Origin of the sequence: Streptomyces sp. SID5643 (assembly GCF_009872555.1) — a bacterium.
Classification (GTDB): domain Bacteria; phylum Actinomycetota; class Actinomycetes; order Streptomycetales; family Streptomycetaceae; genus Streptomyces; species Streptomyces iakyrus.
Map to the genome: position 1 here is coordinate 1 of NZ_WWIC01000043.1, position 18065 is coordinate 18065.

The 18065-nt window shown below is 70.4% G+C and carries 17 protein-coding genes and 1 pseudogene; 8 read left to right on the forward strand and 10 right to left on the reverse strand.

Annotated features, from left to right (window positions below; all coding sequences use genetic code 11):
* Positions 1-40: 40 nt before the first annotated feature.
* The 4 genes from GTY56_RS05105 to GTY56_RS05120 all read right to left on the reverse strand — a co-directional run bounded on the left by GTY56_RS05105 (position 41) and on the right by GTY56_RS05120 (position 6475).
* On the reverse strand, positions 41-664 hold the full coding sequence (locus GTY56_RS05105) for a DedA family protein (protein ID WP_161362900.1): 624 nt from the start codon (positions 662-664) through the stop codon (positions 41-43).
* A gap of 72 nt (positions 665-736) precedes the next feature.
* On the reverse strand, positions 737-3133 hold the full coding sequence (locus GTY56_RS05110; RefSeq protein ID WP_161362902.1) for a phosphoketolase family protein: 2397 nt from the start codon (positions 3131-3133) through the stop codon (positions 737-739).
* 200 nt (positions 3134-3333) lie between these two features.
* A complete protein-coding gene (locus GTY56_RS05115) occupies positions 3334-5187 on the reverse strand; it encodes an RICIN domain-containing protein (RefSeq protein WP_346345419.1) in 1854 nt (617 codons plus the stop codon).
* A gap of 835 nt (positions 5188-6022) precedes the next feature.
* Positions 6023-6475, reverse strand: a complete 453-nt coding sequence (locus GTY56_RS05120; protein ID WP_202509755.1) for a DUF4442 domain-containing protein — start codon at positions 6473-6475, stop codon at positions 6023-6025.
* Positions 6476-6634: 159 nt separating this feature from the next.
* Between GTY56_RS05120 and GTY56_RS05125 the strand changes: the two genes are divergently transcribed.
* Positions 6635-7645 (forward strand): DUF8017 domain-containing protein, encoded by a 1011-nt coding sequence (locus GTY56_RS05125; RefSeq protein WP_161362904.1) that lies wholly within the window; start codon positions 6635-6637, stop codon positions 7643-7645.
* Positions 7646-7748: 103 nt separating this feature from the next.
* Here GTY56_RS05125 and GTY56_RS05130 read toward each other — a convergent pair whose 3' ends face one another.
* Positions 7749-8594 (reverse strand): fused MFS/spermidine synthase, encoded by an 846-nt coding sequence (locus GTY56_RS05130; RefSeq protein WP_161362905.1) that lies wholly within the window; start codon positions 8592-8594, stop codon positions 7749-7751.
* Between the two features lie 87 nt (positions 8595-8681).
* A complete protein-coding gene (gene tuf, locus GTY56_RS05135; RefSeq protein WP_161362907.1) occupies positions 8682-9851 on the reverse strand; it encodes an elongation factor Tu in 1170 nt (389 codons plus the stop codon).
* 362 nt (positions 9852-10213) lie between these two features.
* On the opposite strand from tuf, the gene GTY56_RS05140 reads away from it, so the two are divergent.
* On the forward strand, positions 10214-11005 hold the full coding sequence (locus GTY56_RS05140) for a TVP38/TMEM64 family protein (protein ID WP_161362909.1): 792 nt from the start codon (positions 10214-10216) through the stop codon (positions 11003-11005).
* Between the two features lie 21 nt (positions 11006-11026).
* On the opposite strand, the gene GTY56_RS05145 is transcribed toward GTY56_RS05140, so the two are convergent.
* The gene (locus GTY56_RS05145) at positions 11027-12196 is read right to left on the reverse strand and encodes a thiolase family protein (protein ID WP_161362911.1); all 1170 of its coding nucleotides are present in this window, start codon (positions 12194-12196) and stop codon (positions 11027-11029) included.
* Positions 12197-12289: 93 nt separating this feature from the next.
* Here GTY56_RS05145 and GTY56_RS05150 point away from each other — a divergent pair, with 93 nt between their 5' ends.
* From GTY56_RS05150 to GTY56_RS05160, 3 genes are all read left to right on the forward strand, one after another.
* Positions 12290-12760 carry a winged helix-turn-helix transcriptional regulator gene (locus tag GTY56_RS05150; protein ID WP_161362913.1) on the forward strand — a complete coding sequence of 157 codons (471 nt, stop codon included), beginning with the start codon at positions 12290-12292 and terminating at the stop codon, positions 12758-12760.
* A gap of 159 nt (positions 12761-12919) precedes the next feature.
* Positions 12920-13795, forward strand: a complete 876-nt coding sequence (locus tag GTY56_RS05155; RefSeq protein ID WP_161362915.1) for an undecaprenyl-diphosphate phosphatase — start codon at positions 12920-12922, stop codon at positions 13793-13795.
* 98 nt (positions 13796-13893) lie between these two features.
* A complete protein-coding gene (locus GTY56_RS05160; protein ID WP_161362917.1) occupies positions 13894-14073 on the forward strand; it encodes a hypothetical protein in 180 nt (59 codons plus the stop codon).
* Positions 14074-14097: 24 nt separating this feature from the next.
* Here GTY56_RS05160 and GTY56_RS05165 read toward each other — a convergent pair.
* Positions 14098-14556 (reverse strand): annotated as a pseudogene (locus GTY56_RS05165) (DUF4291 family protein); the annotation flags it as partial.
* A 194-nt stretch (positions 14557-14750) separates the two neighbouring features.
* Here GTY56_RS05165 and GTY56_RS05170 point away from each other — a divergent pair.
* The 3 genes from GTY56_RS05170 (at position 14751) to GTY56_RS05180 (ending at position 17004) form a co-directional block, all read left to right on the forward strand.
* Positions 14751-15206 (forward strand): hypothetical protein, encoded by a 456-nt coding sequence (locus tag GTY56_RS05170; RefSeq protein WP_161362919.1) that lies wholly within the window; start codon positions 14751-14753, stop codon positions 15204-15206.
* 161 nt (positions 15207-15367) lie between these two features.
* A complete protein-coding gene (locus GTY56_RS41525; protein ID WP_524540081.1) occupies positions 15368-16213 on the forward strand; it encodes a DUF3885 domain-containing protein in 846 nt (281 codons plus the stop codon).
* 197 nt (positions 16214-16410) lie between these two features.
* Complete coding sequence (locus GTY56_RS05180; protein WP_161362921.1) at positions 16411-17004, forward strand: DUF4291 domain-containing protein; 594 nt, start codon at positions 16411-16413, stop codon at positions 17002-17004.
* Between the two features lie 127 nt (positions 17005-17131).
* On the opposite strand, the gene GTY56_RS05185 is transcribed toward GTY56_RS05180, so the two are convergent.
* Positions 17132-17566 (reverse strand): hypothetical protein, encoded by a 435-nt coding sequence (locus tag GTY56_RS05185; RefSeq protein WP_161362923.1) that lies wholly within the window; start codon positions 17564-17566, stop codon positions 17132-17134.
* 49 nt (positions 17567-17615) lie between these two features.
* On the reverse strand, positions 17616-18065 hold a 450-nt coding region (locus GTY56_RS05190), incomplete at its 5' end, for an IS5 family transposase (RefSeq protein ID WP_161362925.1).

Below are 18065 nucleotides of genomic sequence, written 5' to 3' on the forward strand. Positions count from 1 at the left end.
GTGGCTGGTCGCGCAGTTCCCCGCGCCCCTTTGGGGCGGCCTACTCTGCCGCCGCCGCAGGTGCCGCCCTCTTCGCCTTGCGCTTGATCACCAGCATGGACGTGACACCGACCAGGACCGCCGCGACCAGGCCCAGCCACGAGAAGCGCTTCAGCCAGGACTCCGCGACGATGCCGACGTAGTAGATGACCGCCGTCGTGCCGCCGGCCCACAGGATGCCGCCGAGGACGTTGGCGATGGCGAACTTCCAGTACGGCATGCGCAGCACACCGGCGAGGGGGCCGGCGAAGATGCGGAGCAGGGCGACGAAGCGGCCGAAGAAGACGGCCCACATGCCCCACTTCTCGAAAGAACGCTCGGCGGTGGCGATGTGCCCCTCGCTGAAGTGCTTCGGGAACTTGTTGCCCAGCCAGGCGAGCAGGGGCCGCCCGCCCTTGCGGCCGATGGCGTAGCCGATCGAGTCGCCGATGATCGCGCCGGCCGTGGCGCTGGCGCCGAGGACGACGGGGTCGATCTCGCCGTGCTGGGACGCGAGCAGCGCCGAGGAGACGAGGATGATCTCGCCGGGCAACGGAATGCCCAGGCTTTCCAGGCCGATGACCAGCCCCACCAGTGCGTAGACGGCGACCGCGGGGACGGTTTCGAGCCACTCCTGGACGTGCAACGCCGGTTCCTTTCCCTGAGCTTCCCTGCGTGCGCGGGGAAGCCTACCGGCTCTGAAGACGTCCCTCGCGGCTCAGGCGTTCCAGCTCCACTCGGCGACCTCGGGCAGGTCGGTGCCGTGCTCACGGATCCAGGCGTGGTGACGGGTACGGGCGTCGGCCATCCGCTGGCGTACGGCCGTGGCGCGCACCGCGAGGCCCGGGACGCGGTCGATGACGTCCATCACCAGGCGGTAGCGGTCGAGGTCGTTGCGGACGACCATGTCGAACGGCGTGGTCGTGGTGCCGGCCTCCTTGTAGCCGCGCACATGCAGGTTCTGGTGACCGGTGCGGCGGTAGGCGAGGCGGTGGATCAGCCACGGATAGCCGTGGTAGGCGAAGATCACCGGCTTGGTCGTGGTGAAGAGACCGTCGTACTCGAAGTCGCTCATGCCGTGCGGGTGCTCCCCCTGGGGCAGCAGCCGGGCGAGGTCGACGACGTTGACGACCCGGACGGACAGCTCGGGCAGGTACCGGCGGAGCAGGTGCGCGGCGGCCAGGGTCTCCTGGGTCGGGACGTCGCCGGCGCAGGCCAGCACGACGTCGGGCTCGGTGCCGTCCTCGGTGCCCGCCCACTCCCAGATGCCGGCGCCGCGGGCGCAGTGCACCCGGGCCTCCTCGATCGACAGCCAGTCGAAGCAGGGCTGCTTGCCGGCCACGATGACGTTGACGTAGTCGCGGCTGCCCAGGGCGTGGCCGGCCACCGACAGCAGGGTGTTGGCGTCCGGCGGGAGGTAGACGCGGACGACTTCGGGGCTCTTGTTGAGGACGTGGTCGACGAAGCCGGGGTCCTGGTGGGAGAAGCCGTTGTGGTCCTGCCGCCACACATGGGAGGTCAGCAGGTAGTTGAGGGAGGCGATGGGGGCCCGCCAGGGCAGCCTGCGCGAGGTGCGCAGCCATTTGATGTGCTGGTTGACCATGGAGTCGACGATGTGCACGAACGCCTCGTAGCAGGAGAACAGGCCGTGCCGGCCGGTGAGCAGGTAGCCCTCCAGCCAGCCCTGGCAGAGGTGTTCGGAGAGCACCTCCATCACCCGGCCGTGCCGGTCCAGGTGCTCGTCCACGGGCAGGGTCCCGGCCTGCCAGGTCTTGCCGCTGGCGTCGTAGACGGCCTGGAGCCGGTTGGAGGCGGTCTCGTCCGGGCCGACCAGGCGGAAATCGCGCCGGTCGGCGGTGTCGCGCATGAGCCGGGCGAGGAGGTCGCCGAGGACCCGGGTCGGCTCGTGCGTCGTCGTGCCGGGCTTGTCGACGGGGACGGCGAAGTCGTCCAGGGACGGGATGGGCAGGTCGCGGACGAGCAGGCCGCCGTTGGCGTACGGAGTGGCGCCGAGACGCCTGGTGCCCTCGGGGACGCAGGCGAGGACGTCCGCGACCGGGCGGCCCTTCGCGTCGAACAGTTCCTCGGGCCGGTACGAGCGCAGCCAGGACTCCAGCTGCCGCAGGTGCTCGGGGTTGTCGCGGACGCCGGACAGCGGCACCTGGTGGGCGCGCCACGTGCCCTCGACCGGTTCGCCGTCGACCTCGGCCGGGCCGGTCCAGCCCTTGGGGGTGCGCAGCACGATCACCGGCCAGCGCGGGCGCTCGGTCGCGCCGTGCTCGCGGGCGGCGCGCTGTGCGGCGGCGATGCGGTCGAGCGCGGTGTCCATGGCCGCGGCCATCGCGCGGTGGACGCTGGCCGGTTCGTCGCCGGCGACGTGGATCGGCTCGTGTCCGTAGCCGCGCAGCAGCGCGTCGAGCTCCTCCTCCGGGAGGCGGGCGAGGACCGTCGGGTTGGCGATCTTGTAGCCGTTGAGGTGCAGGATCGGCAGGACGGCACCATCGTGGACGGGGTCGAGGAACTTGTTGGCGTGCCAGGATCCGGCGAGCGGCCCGGTCTCCGCCTCGCCGTCGCCGATCACGCAGGCCACGAGCAGGTCCGGGTTGTCGAGTGCGGCGCCGTAGGCGTGGGCGAGGGAGTAGCCGAGTTCGCCGCCCTCGTGGATCGATCCGGGCACCTCCGGAGCGACGTGGCTGGGCACTCCGCCGGGGAAGGAGAACTGCCGCATCAGCAGCTCCATGCCCCGCGCGTCCCGGGAGGCGTCCGGGTACTTCTCGCTGTAGCTGCCCTCCAGCCAGGAGTTGGCGAGGACCGACGGGCCGCCGTGCCCCGGGCCCCAGATGCACAGGGCGTCGAGCCCGCGGGCCTTGATCACCCGGTTGAGATGGGTGTGGACGAGGTTCAGCCCGGGTGTGGTGCCCCAGTGGCCCAGCAGCCGCGGCTTGATGTGTTCCGGCCGCAACGGCTCGGTGAGCAGGGGATTGGCCAGCAGGTAGATCTGACCGGCGGCCAGGTAGTTGGCGGCCCGCCAGTGGGCGTCCAGCGTGCGCAGTTCCTCGTCGGTCGGGGCGGACGTGCTGCCGGTCCTGCTGTCCTGGCGCGGGGCCTCGGGCATGAGTGACTCCCTGGGTTCTGCGGGCTGCCTCAGGAGGAGTACCAGTTTGTTCCGGTTCGATGCCAGGCGCCTCTCGGCCATGCCGGTCGCACCGCGGGTGCAAGCGGCCCGTCCGCGCGTCGTCGGGGTGGGCCGCCGGTGTCCTCGCGGTGCTTCGCCGCCCGCCGGAGGACGCCCGGGCGGGCGGCCCCCCGCCCGTTCTACGGCAGGGTGGCGGTGTGGAGTGCCGTCACGGCGTCGGCCACGGTGGCGGTCGCGGGACCGAGGACGTCGACGCCGGTCCGCGTACCGGTCCCGCCGGCCCCGGGTTCGGCTTCCTCACAGCAGTCCACGGGTGCGAACCGCGTCTCGTACCGTTCCTGGGCCGGTTCCCCGGGACTGCCGCGCGGCGGTTCGGGCCGCTGCCCGGGCGGGGCCTCGCCGTACGACCGCTGCTCGCCTTCCTCGCGGCTCTCGCGCGGTGGGCCCTCGGCCCGCTTCCGCCGGGGCTCCGCCGGGCCGCCGGTGGCATCCGGCGCTTCCACCGTCCAGCGTTGCGCCGCGGAGCCGTCGCGGCGGGCGACGATCACGTCCCGGCCCCGGCCGGGGGCGACGGCCAGTCCCCTGCCGCCGCGCGGCAGCAGTTCGCCGCGCACGGTCAGGTCGTAGCGGACGACCCCGGCGTGCACCAGGCAGCCGGCCAGGACGACCGAGCCTTCGGCGAGGTCGGATCCGAGGCACAGGGTGGGGTCGGCGCCGCTGCGCAGGACGCCGTCCTCCTGGTACGACCACTGCTGGGATCCGCCGGTGGAGCAGGCGGTCAGCACGATGCGGGCGTCGGCCCGGGCCCGGCCGCCCCGGACGTCGAGGCACAGGCCGCCGTCGAGGTTGCGCAGGCGCCCCCGGGCCACTTCCGCGGAGCTGCCGGCGGAGGCGGCCGGCGGGGCGCCGGCGGACGAGGACCGTTCGGACGAGGCCGCCGTGGTGTCCGGCTCCGCGGGGGCCGATCCCGCGCCGTCCGGGGCGACGGAGTGGCCACTGACCGCCCCCCAGGTGGCCCGTGGGCCGGCGGTGCCGCTCTCCTCCGTCCAGCCCCGGGCGGTGAGCAGGGTCGCCAGCAGCACGAGGGAGGTCACCCCGATCGCGGCGGCCAGCGCCCTCGCGTGCCTTCTCGGCGACCGGGACCGGCCGGTCGCCGCGTCGGCCCGGGGCCGGAAACGGTGCCGTCCGCCGGCGGGCGGGGCGCTCCGGCCCTCGTCACGTCCCTGCCGTGACGCGAGGTAGCGGCGGGCGCCCCAGCCGAGCACCGTCTCCACGAGCAGATCTTCCAGACCGCCCTCGAAATGGCTGAGTTGTTCGGCGGCGTGACGGCAGTAGCGGCAAGCCAGGAGATGGCGCTGCACATCCGGCAGCAGGGCCCCGCCGCGGCGCATGGGAACGTCCAGCAGGCGGTTGTAGTAACGGCATTCCTGCGATGGTGCGAGTTCCCGGTGCGCCCGTACGCATCCCGACCGGAATTGCTCGCGGGCCTGCAGCAGGGCGGCCGAAGCGGTGGCGGCGTCCACTCCCAGCAGACCGGCCGGTACGGATATGGGCTCGGCCTCGACCTCCGTGTGCCACAGCAGGCATTGGGACGCACCCGGAAGGCCCCGGAAAGCGCGCTCCGCGAGGCGTCGCCTTTCGGGTGTGCTGGAGCGGGCGGCGCGCAGGCCGCGGGCGCCGACGGTTTTGCGGAGTTCCGGCAGCACTCCGGAAATACCGTCGTCTGCGGCCCACTTCCCGACCGTCTCCCGGACCGTCCTGAGCAGCCGCGGACGCAGGGCGCCGCCGCCCGGGCGGGCCAGTTCCTCGCGGAAGGCGGCGGCTGCCGCCATCGCCGCGGAGTCCTCCGAGGACGCCAGGCAGATCACCGCGTATTCGTAGACCGGACGCCAGTGCCGCGCCAGCAACAGCGCGACGGCGCGCGGCGCTTCGGCGGGTTCACCGACCCGGGCCAGAAGATTGCGGTCGGACTCCGCGGACCCCGATCCGGGTCGTGGCGGGTACGGCGGGCGTGGGGGGTGGGGGGATTGCACGGAACCATTTCCTTCCAGCCGCAGAACGGCAGGCGAATTGCGCGTTCGTCGGAAAGCAGGTGCGTGATTGGTGCATACCTGTGCCGTGTCAGCTGCGGACCAGGCTGTGAGGTGGCTCACTTTCGCACATACGACTCACTGGTAACAAGGAGTTCGGATGACCCGAGTTCAAAACGCGGGAATTCCAGATACGTTACCGGCGGTATCCGCACCGGCTTTCGAAAGCAGAGCCGTCCGGAGTCGCAAGTTGTGTGCACGCAAGGGCGATTGGCACACGAAACCTCCAACTCCACAGCGCGCGCTGACGTCTCCGAGCTGGAGCAGGCCCTCGCAGCCGAGGGCGACACCTGCCGCTCGACGTGGCGCGCGAGCCGGGTGGCCGGCGAGCATCCGCCACCTCCGGCAGGGCGAACCCGCTCGGCCCGGGGCACGCCGTTCCGGGCGCCCGCCGCCGGGTCGGCGGTGCCGGCCGTTCGCGGTCCTCCTCGGCGACGAGCTGACCGCCCCTGTGGGACCCAGGTGAGCCGGATGCTCGACGTCCGCGATCGCCTGCTCGGCAGCGCGGTCGCCCTGACGGAGGTCCCTCCCGGGCAGATCCACCGCTACGACTGCGCCGCCGTCGAGCCGACCGGCGAGGAGGGCGTCGTCCGCGTCACGGGCCCGGTCGAGAAGCCGGCCCCGCGGGACGCGACGCGCGGCAGGGGCCGGCCTCGGGGGGCGCGGTGCGGGTTCCCCGGGGAGCCGGACGGCGCGCGCCCCTGGCACCGGGATACGGCGGCCGGATACGCGAGAACCCCGGCACCCGGCCGGGGTTCCCGCACACGCGGCAGCACGGTCAGCTGTTGGGCCGCAGGGTCCACACGACCGTCATCTCGCCGGTGACGGCACCGTCGGCCCGCTGAAGGGCGATGGCCACCGGGAACTCGGGGCGCTCACCGGCGTCCAGCTGGGCGACGACCTCGGCGGCCGGGCGGCCGAGGGTGGCCGTGGCGGTGACGGCACCCATCGCCAGCTTCTTGTAGGAGATCTCGGCGCTGACGGCGAGCGGCACGGCGCGCGAGAGCTGTTCCCCGAACGCGGCCAGCACGATCGCCCCGCTCGCGGACTCACCGAGCGTGAACATCGCACCGGCGTGCGGGCCGCCCACGTGGTTGTGGAACTCGGCCTGGTCCGGCAGCGACAGCACCGCCCGCTCCGGTGAGGTCTCGAGGAACTCGAGGTTCAGGGTCCGGGCCATGGGCACCGTGGCGGCGAGCATCTCGCCGATGGACATCTGGTCTGCGCTCATGGCCGCATGTTACTCACGAGTAGAGACGGCTGACCAGGCCGTGTGACGACCGCCGCACCGGTCCGCACGACATCCGCACCGCACGCACCCCGGGTTGCTACGTCTCCGTCCACGGGCAGTGACCGAATCGTGTCCGGGGCGCGGCTAGGGTGACTGCTCATGTGGCCAGGACAGCAGCCGCCCGGGGGCGAGCAGAACCCGCAAGCGAACAACCCGTACCAGCAGCCGGGGTACCAGCAGCCGAATCCGTACCAGCAGCCGGGGTACCAGCAGCAGCCCAACCCCTATGGGCAGCAGCCGCAGTGGGGCACCCCCGCGCCGGCCGGCGCGCCGCAGCCCCCGCAGGGCGGTGGCGGCAACCGGACGAAGCTGGTCGCGATCATCGCCGCCACGGCGGTGGTCGTCGCGGCCGGTGTCACCGGTTTCCTGGTGCTGGGCGGTGACAAGGACGACACCGCGGACGGCGGCAAGAGCGGCAAGAAGGACAAGGCCGCGTCGAGCACGCCGTCCGAGGAGCCGAGCGCCGGTGCCACCGGCGACAACCCCCGCGGCGGCGAGGCGGCGCAGCCCACGGTCAAGGGCTGGAAGGTCGTCATCAACCCCAAGTGGGGCACCGCCTTCGACGTCCCGGCGGACTGGGAGGTGGCCTCCCCGACCTCGTCCGTCTTCTTCGAGGACGAGAAGTCCGACGACGGCAAGCCGCTGATCCTCATGTCGGCACCCGCGTTCTACAAGTCCAAGTGGTGCACGAGCGACGACAACAAGGACGGCCGGACGGAGACCGAGTCGCTGGCCGGGGCGGGCACCAAGGGTGCCGACGGCGCCAAGAACACCGACGAGGTCGCGGTCAACCAGGTGGCCTGGTGGGTGTACGGCGGCTACACGCAGCCGGACAAGAAGAGCGTCAAGGCCGACGACAAGGCAAAGCCGTACACCACCGCCTCGGGCGTGAAGGGCAGCGTCGCCTGGGCGCACTCGGAGAACACGCCCGACAAGGGCAAGTGCGCGAGCGACGGCAAGGCGGTCACGTTCGGCTTCAAGAACTCCGCCGGCGACTTCGTGGCGTGGAGCTTCTTCGGCGCCAAGGGAGTCAAGGGCGAGGTGCCCGAGAAGACCGTCCTGAAGATTCTCAGCACGGTCCGGCTGCACGGCGAGCCGACCGGCGGCTGACCCGGGCAACGGAACGGGCCCGCCCCCTGCGAGAGGGGGCGGGCCCGGTTCGTCGAAGCATCGCGTGACGGTCGGCCCTTCAGACCGAGAGGTCGAGCCTGGCTCAGCCGATGCCGAACGCCCCGTCCGGGGGCACGGGTGACGGCACGGCATCCGCGTCCTCCACCGGCCGCGCGTCGCCGATGAACTCGCGCAGCCCGGCGCCGTGTTCGACCCGGGCCGGGAAGGCGTCGGCGGCGGTGAGCCGGGCCAGGGCCGCGACGTCGACCGGCTGACGACCGGCGACGAGCACGGCGTTCCCGAACCGCCGTCCCCGCAGCACCCCCGGCTCGGCGATCAGCACCAGCTCCTCGAAGGCGGTGGCCAGGGTGGCGAGTTGCGACCGCAGGAAGGCGAAGGGCGCGGAGTCGGGGAGGTTGGCGAGATAGACCCCGTGTCCCCGCAGTACCCGCGCGACCTCACGGACGTAGGCGACGGAGGTGAGGTGCGCCGGCACCCGGGATCCGCTGAAGACGTCCGCGAGGAGGACGTCCGCCGAGGCCGCCGGAGCGTGCTCCAGCCAGACCCGGGCGTCCGCCGCGTGCAGGGCGACGTCCGCGCCTTGCGGCAGCGGCAGATGCCCGGACACCAGCTCCAGCAGCCCCCGGTCGGCCTCGACGACGTCCTGCCGCGAGCCCGGCCGGGTCACGGCCACGTACCGGGGCAGGGTGAGCGCCCCTCCCCCGAGATGCGCCACGTCCAGCGCCCGCCCCGGCTCGGCCACGACATCCAGCACATGACCGAGCCGCCGCGTGTACTCGAACTCCAGGTGCGCGGGCTCGTCGAGATCGACGTAGGACTGCGGCGCCCCGTCCACGGTCAGCAGCCAGGCCCGTTCCCGGTCCACGTCGGGCATCAGCTTGGCAAACCCGTGATCGACGGACCGGGCGACTGGTACAGGCTCATTCACCCCCTCATTGTGCCTGCGCGGCAACGCCCCCGAGGGGCGTGAGGGACTGCGCGACCAGCCACAACGGCCCCGCAGTCCCCCACCGCCTCAACCCACCACGGTCACGGTGCCCGCCCCCACGGTCCTGCCGCCCTCGCGGATGGCGAACCCGAGCCCCGCCTCCAACGGCACGTCCCGCCCCAGCTCCACGGTCATCACCACCGTGTCACCGGGCCGGGCCACCGCCGTCTCCCCCAGGTCGACGTCCCCGACCACATCCGCGGTACGGATGTAGAACTGCGGCCGGTACCCGCTGGAGACAGCCGTCGTACGCCCGCCCTCCCGCGCGGACAGCACGTACACCTGCGCGGTGAACCGGCGGCTCGGCACGACACTCCCCGGCGCCGCGACGACGTGTCCCCGCCGGACGGCGTCCCGCGGAACACCCCGCAGCAGCATGGCCACGTTGTCCCCGGCCTGCGCCTCGTCCATCGGCTTGCCGAAGGTCTCCAGACCCGTGACCACCGTCTCGACGCAGGCCCCGAGCACCTCGACCCGGTCACCGACCCGCACCACACCCCGCTCGACCGCCCCGGTGACCACGGTTCCCCGCCCGGTGATGGTCAGCACGTTCTCCACCGGCAGCAGGAACGGAGCGTCCAGATACCGCTCCGGCATCGGCACGTACGTGTCCACCGCGTCGAGCAGCGCCTCGATCGACGCCGTCCAGCGCGGGTCCCCCTCCAGAGCCTTCAGGCCGGAGACGCGTACGACGGGTACGGAGTCGCCGCCGTAGCCGTGCGCGGTGAGCAGGTCGCGGACCTCCAGCTCGACCAGGTCGGTCAGTTCCTCGTCCCCCGCGTCGGCCTTGTTGAGGGCGACCACGATGTGGTCGACGCCCACCTGCCGGGCGAGCAGCACGTGTTCGGCGGTCTGCGGCATGATCCCGTCGAGCGCGGAGACGACGAGGATCGCCCCGTCGAGCTGGGCGGCGCCGGTGACCATGTTCTTGACGTAGTCGGCGTGGCCCGGCATGTCGACGTGCGCGTAGTGCCGGGTGTCGGTCTCGTACTCGACGTGCGCGATGTTGATGGTGATGCCGCGCGCCGCCTCCTCGGGCGCCCGGTCGATCCGGTCGAACGGCACGAACGCGCCGCTGCCGCGGTCGGCGAGGACCTTGGTGATGGCGGCCGTCAACGTGGTCTTGCCGTGGTCGACATGCCCCATCGTGCCGATGTTGAGATGTGGTTTCGTACGGATGTAGGCCGTTTTGGACATGGCTGCACCTCGAAGCGTGTGATGGCGAAGAAGAAGTGGGACCCCGAGGACCTGCCCGACCCTCCCCTTGCGGGGTCCGCCGGACGAACCGGAGAGGGTCAGCTTCGGGCGCCGTCCATGACGGCTGTGAGATCGGCGACGGCAGCCTTCGGGGCATCCGTGACCACGGATGCTGCGAGGGCGAAGGCGTGCCGGAACATGTCGTCGATCATTGCCGACGCCTTACCGCACGTCGAATGGTTTTAGGTTGCCTGCGCACAGCGCTGCGCACGGGTCCGCGCCCCGGCTGCGCACGCCGGCCTGTGACGCTCGTGAGACGAACCATACGGCGATCACACACATTTGTCGGTTAGTGTCACCGGATGCTCGATGCCACCACCCGCTCTGGGGGCACCGCCACGGCCTCTCCCCGGGCCACCGCCGCGGAGCTCGCCGTCGCCGTTCCCCCGGCAACGAACGCCTCGCCCGCCGAACCGACCCGTTTCGCCGCCCGCTGCACGAGAGTTCTGCTGTCCCCGTGGTCGCGGCTGTCCCTGCTCGTCGTGCTGCTCGCCGCGGGCGCGTCCGGCGTGCTGCTGTTCGAGCCGCAGCGGCTGCTGACGGAGGGCTGGCCGCCGCAACTCGGCGGTGCCGCGGCGGCGGCGGTGTTCGCGGTGGCGTACGGCGTGTGCACCGTGGCGTTCGTGCCGAGGCCGCTGCTGAACCTGGCGGCGGGCGCCCTGTTCGGGTCGCAGCTCGGCCTCGGCGTGGCCCTGGCGGGCACGGTGCTCGGCGCCGGGATCGCCTTCTGCCTGGGCCGGGCGCTGGGCCAGGACGCCCTGCGCCCGCTGCTGCGGGGGCGCTGGCTGAAGGCCGCGGACGGCCAGCTCAGCCGGCACGGCTTCCGTTCGATGCTCGCGGTGCGGCTGTTCCCCGGCGTGCCGTTCTGGGCGGCGAACTACTGCGCCTCCGTCTCCCGCATGGGCCTGCTGCCGTTCCTGCTGGCCACGGGCCTCGGCTCGATCCCGAACACCGCCGCCTACGCCGTCGCGGGCGCCCGTGCCTCCACCCCGACCTCGCCCGCTTTCCTGATCGCCCTGGCCTGTATCGCCCTGCCCGCGCTGGCGGGCGTGGTGATGGCGTGGCGCAAGCGGCACCAGCTGCACGGCCTCTGACGCTCCGTCACACCTACCGGGCTACACCCGTTCCAGCACCATGGCGTTGGCGAGTCCGCCCGCCTCGCACATGGTCTGGAGCGCGTAGCGGGCGTTCCGTTCCCGCATCGCGTGCACGAGCGTCGTCGTCAGGCGGGTTCCGCTCGCGCCGAGCGGATGCCCGAGGGCGATGGCCCCGCCGTGCACGTTGACCCGGGCAAGGTCGGCACCGGTCTCCTGCCGCCAGGCCAGGACGACACTGGAGAACGCCTCGTTGACCTCGAACAGGTCGATGTCGTCGAGGGTCAGCGACGCCTTGCGCAGGACCTTCTCGGTCGCCGGGATCACGCCCGTGAGCATCAGCAGCGGGTCGGAACCGGTGACGGCGAAGCTGTGCAGCCGGGCGAGGGGGCGCAGCCCGAGCCGGGCCGCCGTCTCGCTCGACGTGATGAGCACCGCCGAGGCCCCGTCGTTGACGGGGCTGGCATTGCCCGCCGTGACGTTCCACTCGATCTGCGGGAAGCGCTCGGCGAAGACCGGGTCCTGGTACGCCGGCTTCAGCCCGGCGAGGATCTCGGTGGTGCTGCCCGGCCGGACGCACTCGTCGCGCGCGAGCCCCTCCAGCGGCGCGACCTCGGCGTCGAAGAGCCCGCTCTCCCAGGCCGTGGCGGCCTTGCGGTGCGAGGAGACGGCGAAGGCGTCCATCTGCTCGCGGCCGATCGACCACTTCGCGGCGATCAGCTCGGCGCTGATGCCCTGCGGGACCAGCCCCTCGGGGTAGCGCTCGGCGACCCCGGGCCCGAAGGGATCCGCGCCCGCGGGCACGTTCGACCACATCGGCACCCGGCTCATCGACTCGACCCCGCAGGCCACGACCAGGTCGTACGCACCCGACAGGACGCCCTGCGCCGCGAAGTGCACGGCCTGCTGGGAGGAGCCGCACTGGCGGTCCACGGTGGTCGCGGGCACCGACTCCGGGAATCCCGCCGACAGCACGGCGTAACGGGTGGTGTTCATGGCCTGTTCGCCGACCTGGTCGACGGTGCCGCCGATGACGTCGTCGATCAGCGCCGGGTCGATACCGGACCGTTCGACGAGGGTGCGCAGGGTGTGGGCGAGGAGCTCCACGGGGTGCACGTGTGCCAGGGCGCCGTTCGGCTTGCCCTTGCCGATGGGGGTGCGTACGGCTTCGACGATGACTGCGTCACGCATGTGCGGGCCTCCACGACTACCGGTGAGTAGGAAATCCGAACTCACCGTAGCCCGCAGGGTTGGAAATTCCAACCCTCTCCTAGACTGGGCCTCATGGCCGCCCGTAAAGATCCGCGCCCCTGCTCCATCGCCGACACCCTCGCGCTCGTCGGCGAGAAGTACTCCCTGCTGGTGCTACGGGAGGTGTGCCTGGGCAACGGCCGGTTCGACCAGCTGGTCCGCAACACCGGCGCCCCGCGCGACATCCTGGCCACCCGGCTGCGCCGGCTGGTCGACGCCGGGATCCTGGCCAAGCACCTCTACAGCGAGCGTCCGCAGCGCTTCGAGTACCGGCCGACCCGGGCGGGACTGGAACTGGAGCCGGTGCTGGTGACCCTCATGGCCTGGGGCGACCGCCATCTGCGGCCCGACGGCGACCGTCCGATGCTCCTGGAGCACTCCTGCGGCCAGGCCCTCGCCCCGGCCGTCACCTGCCGGGCGTGCGGCGACGAGGTGCGCCACGAGGACCTCACGGCCCGCCCCCAGACACCTGGATGGACGGTGACCGGTCCCAGCGTGGCCTGATCGCCGCTGGTCGGGAGCGGCATCCAAACCCCTGTGTCCTGGCGGCCTTCCAGGGACGCTACGCTTCCCCCTCGGCACACCTGATCACCCGTTCCCCGCGGCGACGGCCCGGTGCGCCCGTCGTCCGTCCCACGATCGGCACTTGGACTCCGTTACCTCATGTCTTGGTTCGAATCACTCATCCTCGGACTCGTCCAGGGGCTGACCGAGTTCCTCCCCGTCTCCTCCAGCGCCCACCTGCGGCTCACGGCGGCCTTCTCGGGCTGGAAGGACCCGGGCGCGGCCTTCACGGCGATCACGCAGATCGGCACCGAGGCGGCCGTGCTGATCTACTTCCGCAAGGACATCGGACGGATCATCTCGGCGTGGACGCGCTCGCTCACCGACAAGACGCTGCGCAGTGACCCCGATGCCCGGATGGGCTGGCTGGTCATCGTCGGCTCGATCCCGATCGGTGTGCTGGGCGTGACGCTGAAGGACCAGATCGAGGGGCCGTTCCGCGATCTGCGGATCACCGCCACGATGCTGATCGGCATGGGCATCGTCCTGGGCATCGCCGACCGCCTCGCGGCCCGCGACGAGAGCGGCGGCAAGCACCGCGCGCCCAAGCAGCGCAAGGCCCTTGAGGACCTGGGCGTCCGGGACGGCCTGATCTACGGCGTCTGCCAGGCCATGGCGCTCGTCCCGGGCGTCTCGCGCTCCGGCGCCACCATCAGCGGCGGCCTGTTCATGGGCTACAAGCGCGAGGCCGCGGCCCGCTACTCCTTCCTCCTCGCCATCCCCGCGGTGCTCGCCTCCGGCGTGTTCGAGCTGAAGGACGCCACCGAGGGCGGCCATGTCTCGTGGGGCCCGACGATCTTCGCGACGGTGATCGCCTTCGGGGTCGGGTACGCCGTGATCGCGTGGTTCATGAAATTCATCTCGACCAAGAGCTTCATGCCCTTCGTCTACTACCGCATCGCCCTCGGCATCGTCATCATCGTGCTGGTCAGCATGGGTGTGCTGAGCCCTCACGCGGCCGAGTCGGCGGGCTGACCCCGGGCCCGTGTGACCGGGGTCTCGTGACCAACCGCATAGGGATCCGGTAGCCGTCCGGTAGCGGGCTGTCAGTGGCTGCCCCTAGGCTTGTCCGCATGTCCCCCGATTTCGTGACCCCTGGTTCCGTGCGGCCCGCCGCCGAGGTCAACGACGAGATCCGTGCGCTGTGGCAGCGCACGGGCGGCACCCTGTCGGCCGAGGAGCGCGCGGAGTACGAGCTCCTCGTCGTCGAGTGGGCGGCCGCGATCCGCGGCGTCGTCGTCACGGCGGCCTGAGCGGCCCCGTTCCCTTCGTTCCCTCTAGGCACGCAGCCGCGCCGGCACCTCGTCGTCGAGTCCGAGGGGCCGCTCCTCGGGCAACAGCCCAGCGGCCTCGTCCAGTTGTCCCGTCCGCACCAGCCCGTGGATCTGCCTGGCGAGCGGCGTGACGTCCTCGATCCCCACGATCCACTCGTCCGCGTACCGCGCGGCGGCCTCCCCCGCGAGCCCCAGCTGAAGCGACCGGTACGGCAGCGGGTTGAGGTGCAGGTCCCGTTCCGGATCCCACTGCACCCGCGCCGGCGCCTGCCTCAACTGCCGCTTCCAGGAGGCCTGGTCGCCGTGCAGGGCGGGGACGTGATGGGACAGGCAGGCGTTGCGCAACGCCCAGCGGAAGCCCTCGCGGTCGACCTCGATCGCCAGGACCGTCTCCTGGCCCTCCTTGGTGCCCCAGCCGCAGCGGTACATCATCCACAGGAACGAGGGCTTGATCCATGTCAAGTCGGGTTCACAGACCTCTTGGCTCCCATTTGCCAGATCAGCACTCCTGAACTCGGGGGACGAACTTTCCTAGCAGTCCATAAATCAGACTTTGGCGACGTAAGGGGGGTGCCATGTCTGGTTCGACAGGTGGTGGACCGGGGGTAGGCGGAGAACGGAAGTGGCTCAGAGTCGCGGAGGTTGTCGCCGCATGTGTGGCTGCTGTGGTCGCGGTCGTTGCCCTCGTTCTTGCATGGCCGAACAGCGATGAACTCCCGGTTTGCGGAAAGAGCACCGGCTACGATGTTTCGCTGCGCCCGGGCAATCAGAAAGTGGAGAGCGCCGGGACGGTGACGGCCCAGATGAAGTGCAGGCGCTTGGCCGACCAACACGTCCTGTGGATCGGAAGGACGGAGATCAAGGACGACAGTGACGGTCACCCGAACTTCTACACCAAGAGTGAGATGGACCAGGCTGGACAGTACACCGAACTGGTGGAGCTGAATGCCTGGCCTGGTGGCACCAAAATGCAGGTCGCGGTCTGTGTGATGGAGGAGGCGGCCTACAAAGAGTTGATGGACAGCAAGACCGATGACGGGGCGATCGTCGGCAACCTTCCTCCCGATATCGTGCAGATCTCGAAACCGGTCTGGGTGACCAAGGCCGCCTGACAGATGTTCGCTTACCGAGACAGCATGGCAGCGGGGGATCTGAAGAAAGCTGGCACGCTTTCGCCCCGAGCGCGGGTGGCCAAGTCTCACAGCGTCCATTGTTCTTGGGGCAGTCCCAGTTCCTCGAAGGTTCCGTGATCTCTGGGCGAGATCCGCGTGCCGTGATCACGGCAGGCCCCACCCGCGCACCCGCCGCTCCTCGGCCTTCACTGCCGGCGACGCCCACGCCAAAGCGGCTTGATGACGCAGGTCAAGCCTCGTTCACAGACCCCACCCGCCGTGATCGAAAGGGGGGACGCCTGCCCCCTTCTGCATGGCGGGCGGGCTACCACCAGCATTATCTTGACCGGAACATCGACAGCCGCGACAGGACCGCGTCTCCTGTCTTATTGCTGTGGCTTTGGCTACGGGGGAGTTTCGTCATCGACCCTCATCTCCTGGCGGCTCTGTGGAGGGAACGGCATCCGTCGGCCCCTCCCGTCGCTCACACGTTTCGCACCAGGTACGCGGATCGCTGGGTTCGCTTCCACAGCCTCCCCGGCTCGAAGCGCTACCCGGAGTCCGGGGACGAGTACGCGATCGTGCTGGACCGGTACAACACGATCCTCGACGAATTGTTCGCGGACACTGATGTGTTCGTGGTGACGATGGACTGGTCGGACACACCGACCGGGCCCCCGGGCTACTCGACGCCACGACCGACACTGCACCCGGACAGCGTCCGCTGGTGGACCGAGTCGGACCAGGATGACCCCGACCCGGAGTTCCACACCCACACGCGTCTGTACGCCGACCGGCGCCGGTGGAGTCGCGGCTGTATCGACGGGCTGTTGCGAGCAGTCGCGGACGAAGCGCTCGTCGAAGTCTTCATCGCAGACACGGAACTGCGCCATATCCACCATCCCTACGACGGTGGCGCAGACGTCATCCTTGCCACCCCCGCAGAGCGTGACCGTGTGCGTGACCGACACACAGACTGGCTCTCGAGCCACCCGGCCGGCCTCTGAGAACCGCAGTGACTCCCGCCTCCGGCCGACGTTCAGCGGTCTGGGAACGCTGCTCGACGTTGTTGAGTGGTGTTCACAGCTCCGAGACGGTTCCACCCCATGCAATCGACACTGCGGACGCCGATCGTCTGGGCACTGCCACCCAGGACAAAAAAAATCGGTGGTCACCTGAGCCGGCCGAGTCCACGCTGTGCGCCATGGAAGAACCGCTCCGCAGAATCCGTGCGCTCCACACGGCCTCCACGATCACCGTCTACCAGGCGTACTCCCCGGAGATCGGACTGCCTGCCGTCCGAGACGGCCGCTTTCCGGCCGCGTGGAAGCCTGACCGCATGACGTGGATCAAGCCCAGTTTCATGTGGATGATGTACCGCTCAGGCTGGGGCATGAAGGACAGTCAGGAGACCGTTCTCGCCATCGAGATCACTCGCGACGGCTTCGACTGGGCGCTGCGCCATGCCTGCCTGTCGAGTTACGTCCGCGGACTGCACCCCGATCGCGGCACCTGGCAGCGGGATCTAAAGAACGCACCGGCCCGCGTCCAGTGGGATCCCGAACGCGATCTGCACCTGCGTCCCCTGCCGCACCGCTCGCTGCAACTGGGGCTCTCGGGTCAGGCATCCGCGCGTTACGCGGACGAGTGGATCATGTCCATCAAGGACGTGACCCCGCTCGCCACCGAGATCCACGCACTCGTCAGGGACGGCGAACTGGACTCAGCTGCCCGACTGCTCCCCCAGGAGCAGGAATACCCCGCCAGTGCAGAACTCCTGACTCACCTGTGTCCCTGACCGGCAACCCGGGCACAACCGTCGGCACCACCCACGGGTCACACAGCGGCAGAGGTCTGCGAACGCGGCTTGATGACCCATGTCAAGCCACGCTCACAGACCTTTCCGCGTGCCCAGCCTGCCGGAGTCAGAGCTGGGAGGCTTCCATCATCACGATGGAGACTGCACCGTCGAGGGCGTCTCGCCACAGCGCGGCGCGCTCCTCGTCGCTGGCGACATTGATGACCAGGTCAGCTAGCTCATGAGGTTCAGGCTGGGCAGCGGGTCGTCCGCCCGGGGCTTCGACTGGTTCCAGTACCAACCTACGGAGGAGACGGCGAGTCTTGGTATCCAGTTCCTTTAGTACGACCGGGGGGAAAAGCTCGTCGGCGGCGTCAGCCGGCGGAAGGCCCTGAGAAGCGCGTACCTGGGCGTAAGAGCACAGCCAAACTGCGGTTATCAACACGGTCAAGGTGCCGTCGTCGAACGTGACCCGTCTTTCCAGGTTGGCCTTGCACGGCTCGCAGCCCTCGTAGGCGGCGGCGAGTGCCTCGGCGATGCCGTTCTCATCTCCAATGATCATCCCCCGCGCGCCGTCGGGCAGGACGTGGCGGCCCTTCTTAGACCGTGTCCTACGTGGTGAGGCGGACGAGTCGCTTGTAGCAGCAGAGAGCGGCTGCGAGTCCGAGGAAGGCCAGGTAGTTGCGGGGATCGCGTTCGTAGCGAGGGCTCAGGCGTCGGTAGCCGGAGAGCCAGGACATCGTCCGCTCGATGACCCAGCGGCGGCGCCCTAATCGTTCGCTGGATTCGACGCCTTTGCGGGCGATGCGTACTCCGATTCGCTTCCATCGGAGCCATCTGCGCAGGTCGGCGCGGTCGTAGGCTTTGTCTGCGTGGAGGCGCTGGGGCTTGAAGTACCGGCCGCGATGAGGGTCGTGTCTCGTTTGGTGACCCTCGATCATGGGCTTCAGCCCTTCGCTGTCGTGGACGTTGCCAGCCGAGACGCCGACGAGAAGGGGCAGTCCGTTCGCGTCCGACAGGATGTGCATCTTGGAACCCGGCTTGCCCCGGTCCACGGGGCT

Excerpts from the sequence above, each read along its gene's own strand:
- GTY56_RS05155 (WP_161362915.1), top strand. The coding sequence starts at position 12,920 with ATGTCTTGGTTCGAATCACTCATCCTCGGACTCGTCCAGGGGCTGACC.
- GTY56_RS05160 (WP_161362917.1), top strand. The coding sequence starts at position 13,894 with ATGTCCCCCGATTTCGTGACCCCTGGTTCCGTGCGGCCCGCCGCCGAG.
- GTY56_RS05185 (WP_161362923.1), bottom strand. The coding sequence starts at position 17,566 with ATGATCATTGGAGATGAGAACGGCATCGCCGAGGCACTCGCCGCCGCC.
- tuf (WP_161362907.1), bottom strand. The coding sequence starts at position 9,851 with ATGTCCAAAACGGCCTACATCCGTACGAAACCACATCTCAACATCGGC.
- GTY56_RS05120 (WP_202509755.1), bottom strand. The coding sequence starts at position 6,475 with ATGAGCGCAGACCAGATGTCCATCGGCGAGATGCTCGCCGCCACGGTG.
- GTY56_RS05125 (WP_161362904.1), top strand. The coding sequence starts at position 6,635 with ATGTGGCCAGGACAGCAGCCGCCCGGGGGCGAGCAGAACCCGCAAGCG.
- GTY56_RS05180 (WP_161362921.1), top strand. The coding sequence starts at position 16,411 with ATGGAAGAACCGCTCCGCAGAATCCGTGCGCTCCACACGGCCTCCACG.
- GTY56_RS05110 (WP_161362902.1), bottom strand. The coding sequence starts at position 3,133 with ATGCCCGAGGCCCCGCGCCAGGACAGCAGGACCGGCAGCACGTCCGCC.
- GTY56_RS05145 (WP_161362911.1), bottom strand. The coding sequence starts at position 12,196 with ATGCGTGACGCAGTCATCGTCGAAGCCGTACGCACCCCCATCGGCAAG.
- GTY56_RS05140 (WP_161362909.1), top strand. The coding sequence starts at position 10,214 with ATGCTCGATGCCACCACCCGCTCTGGGGGCACCGCCACGGCCTCTCCC.
- GTY56_RS05150 (WP_161362913.1), top strand. The coding sequence starts at position 12,290 with ATGGCCGCCCGTAAAGATCCGCGCCCCTGCTCCATCGCCGACACCCTC.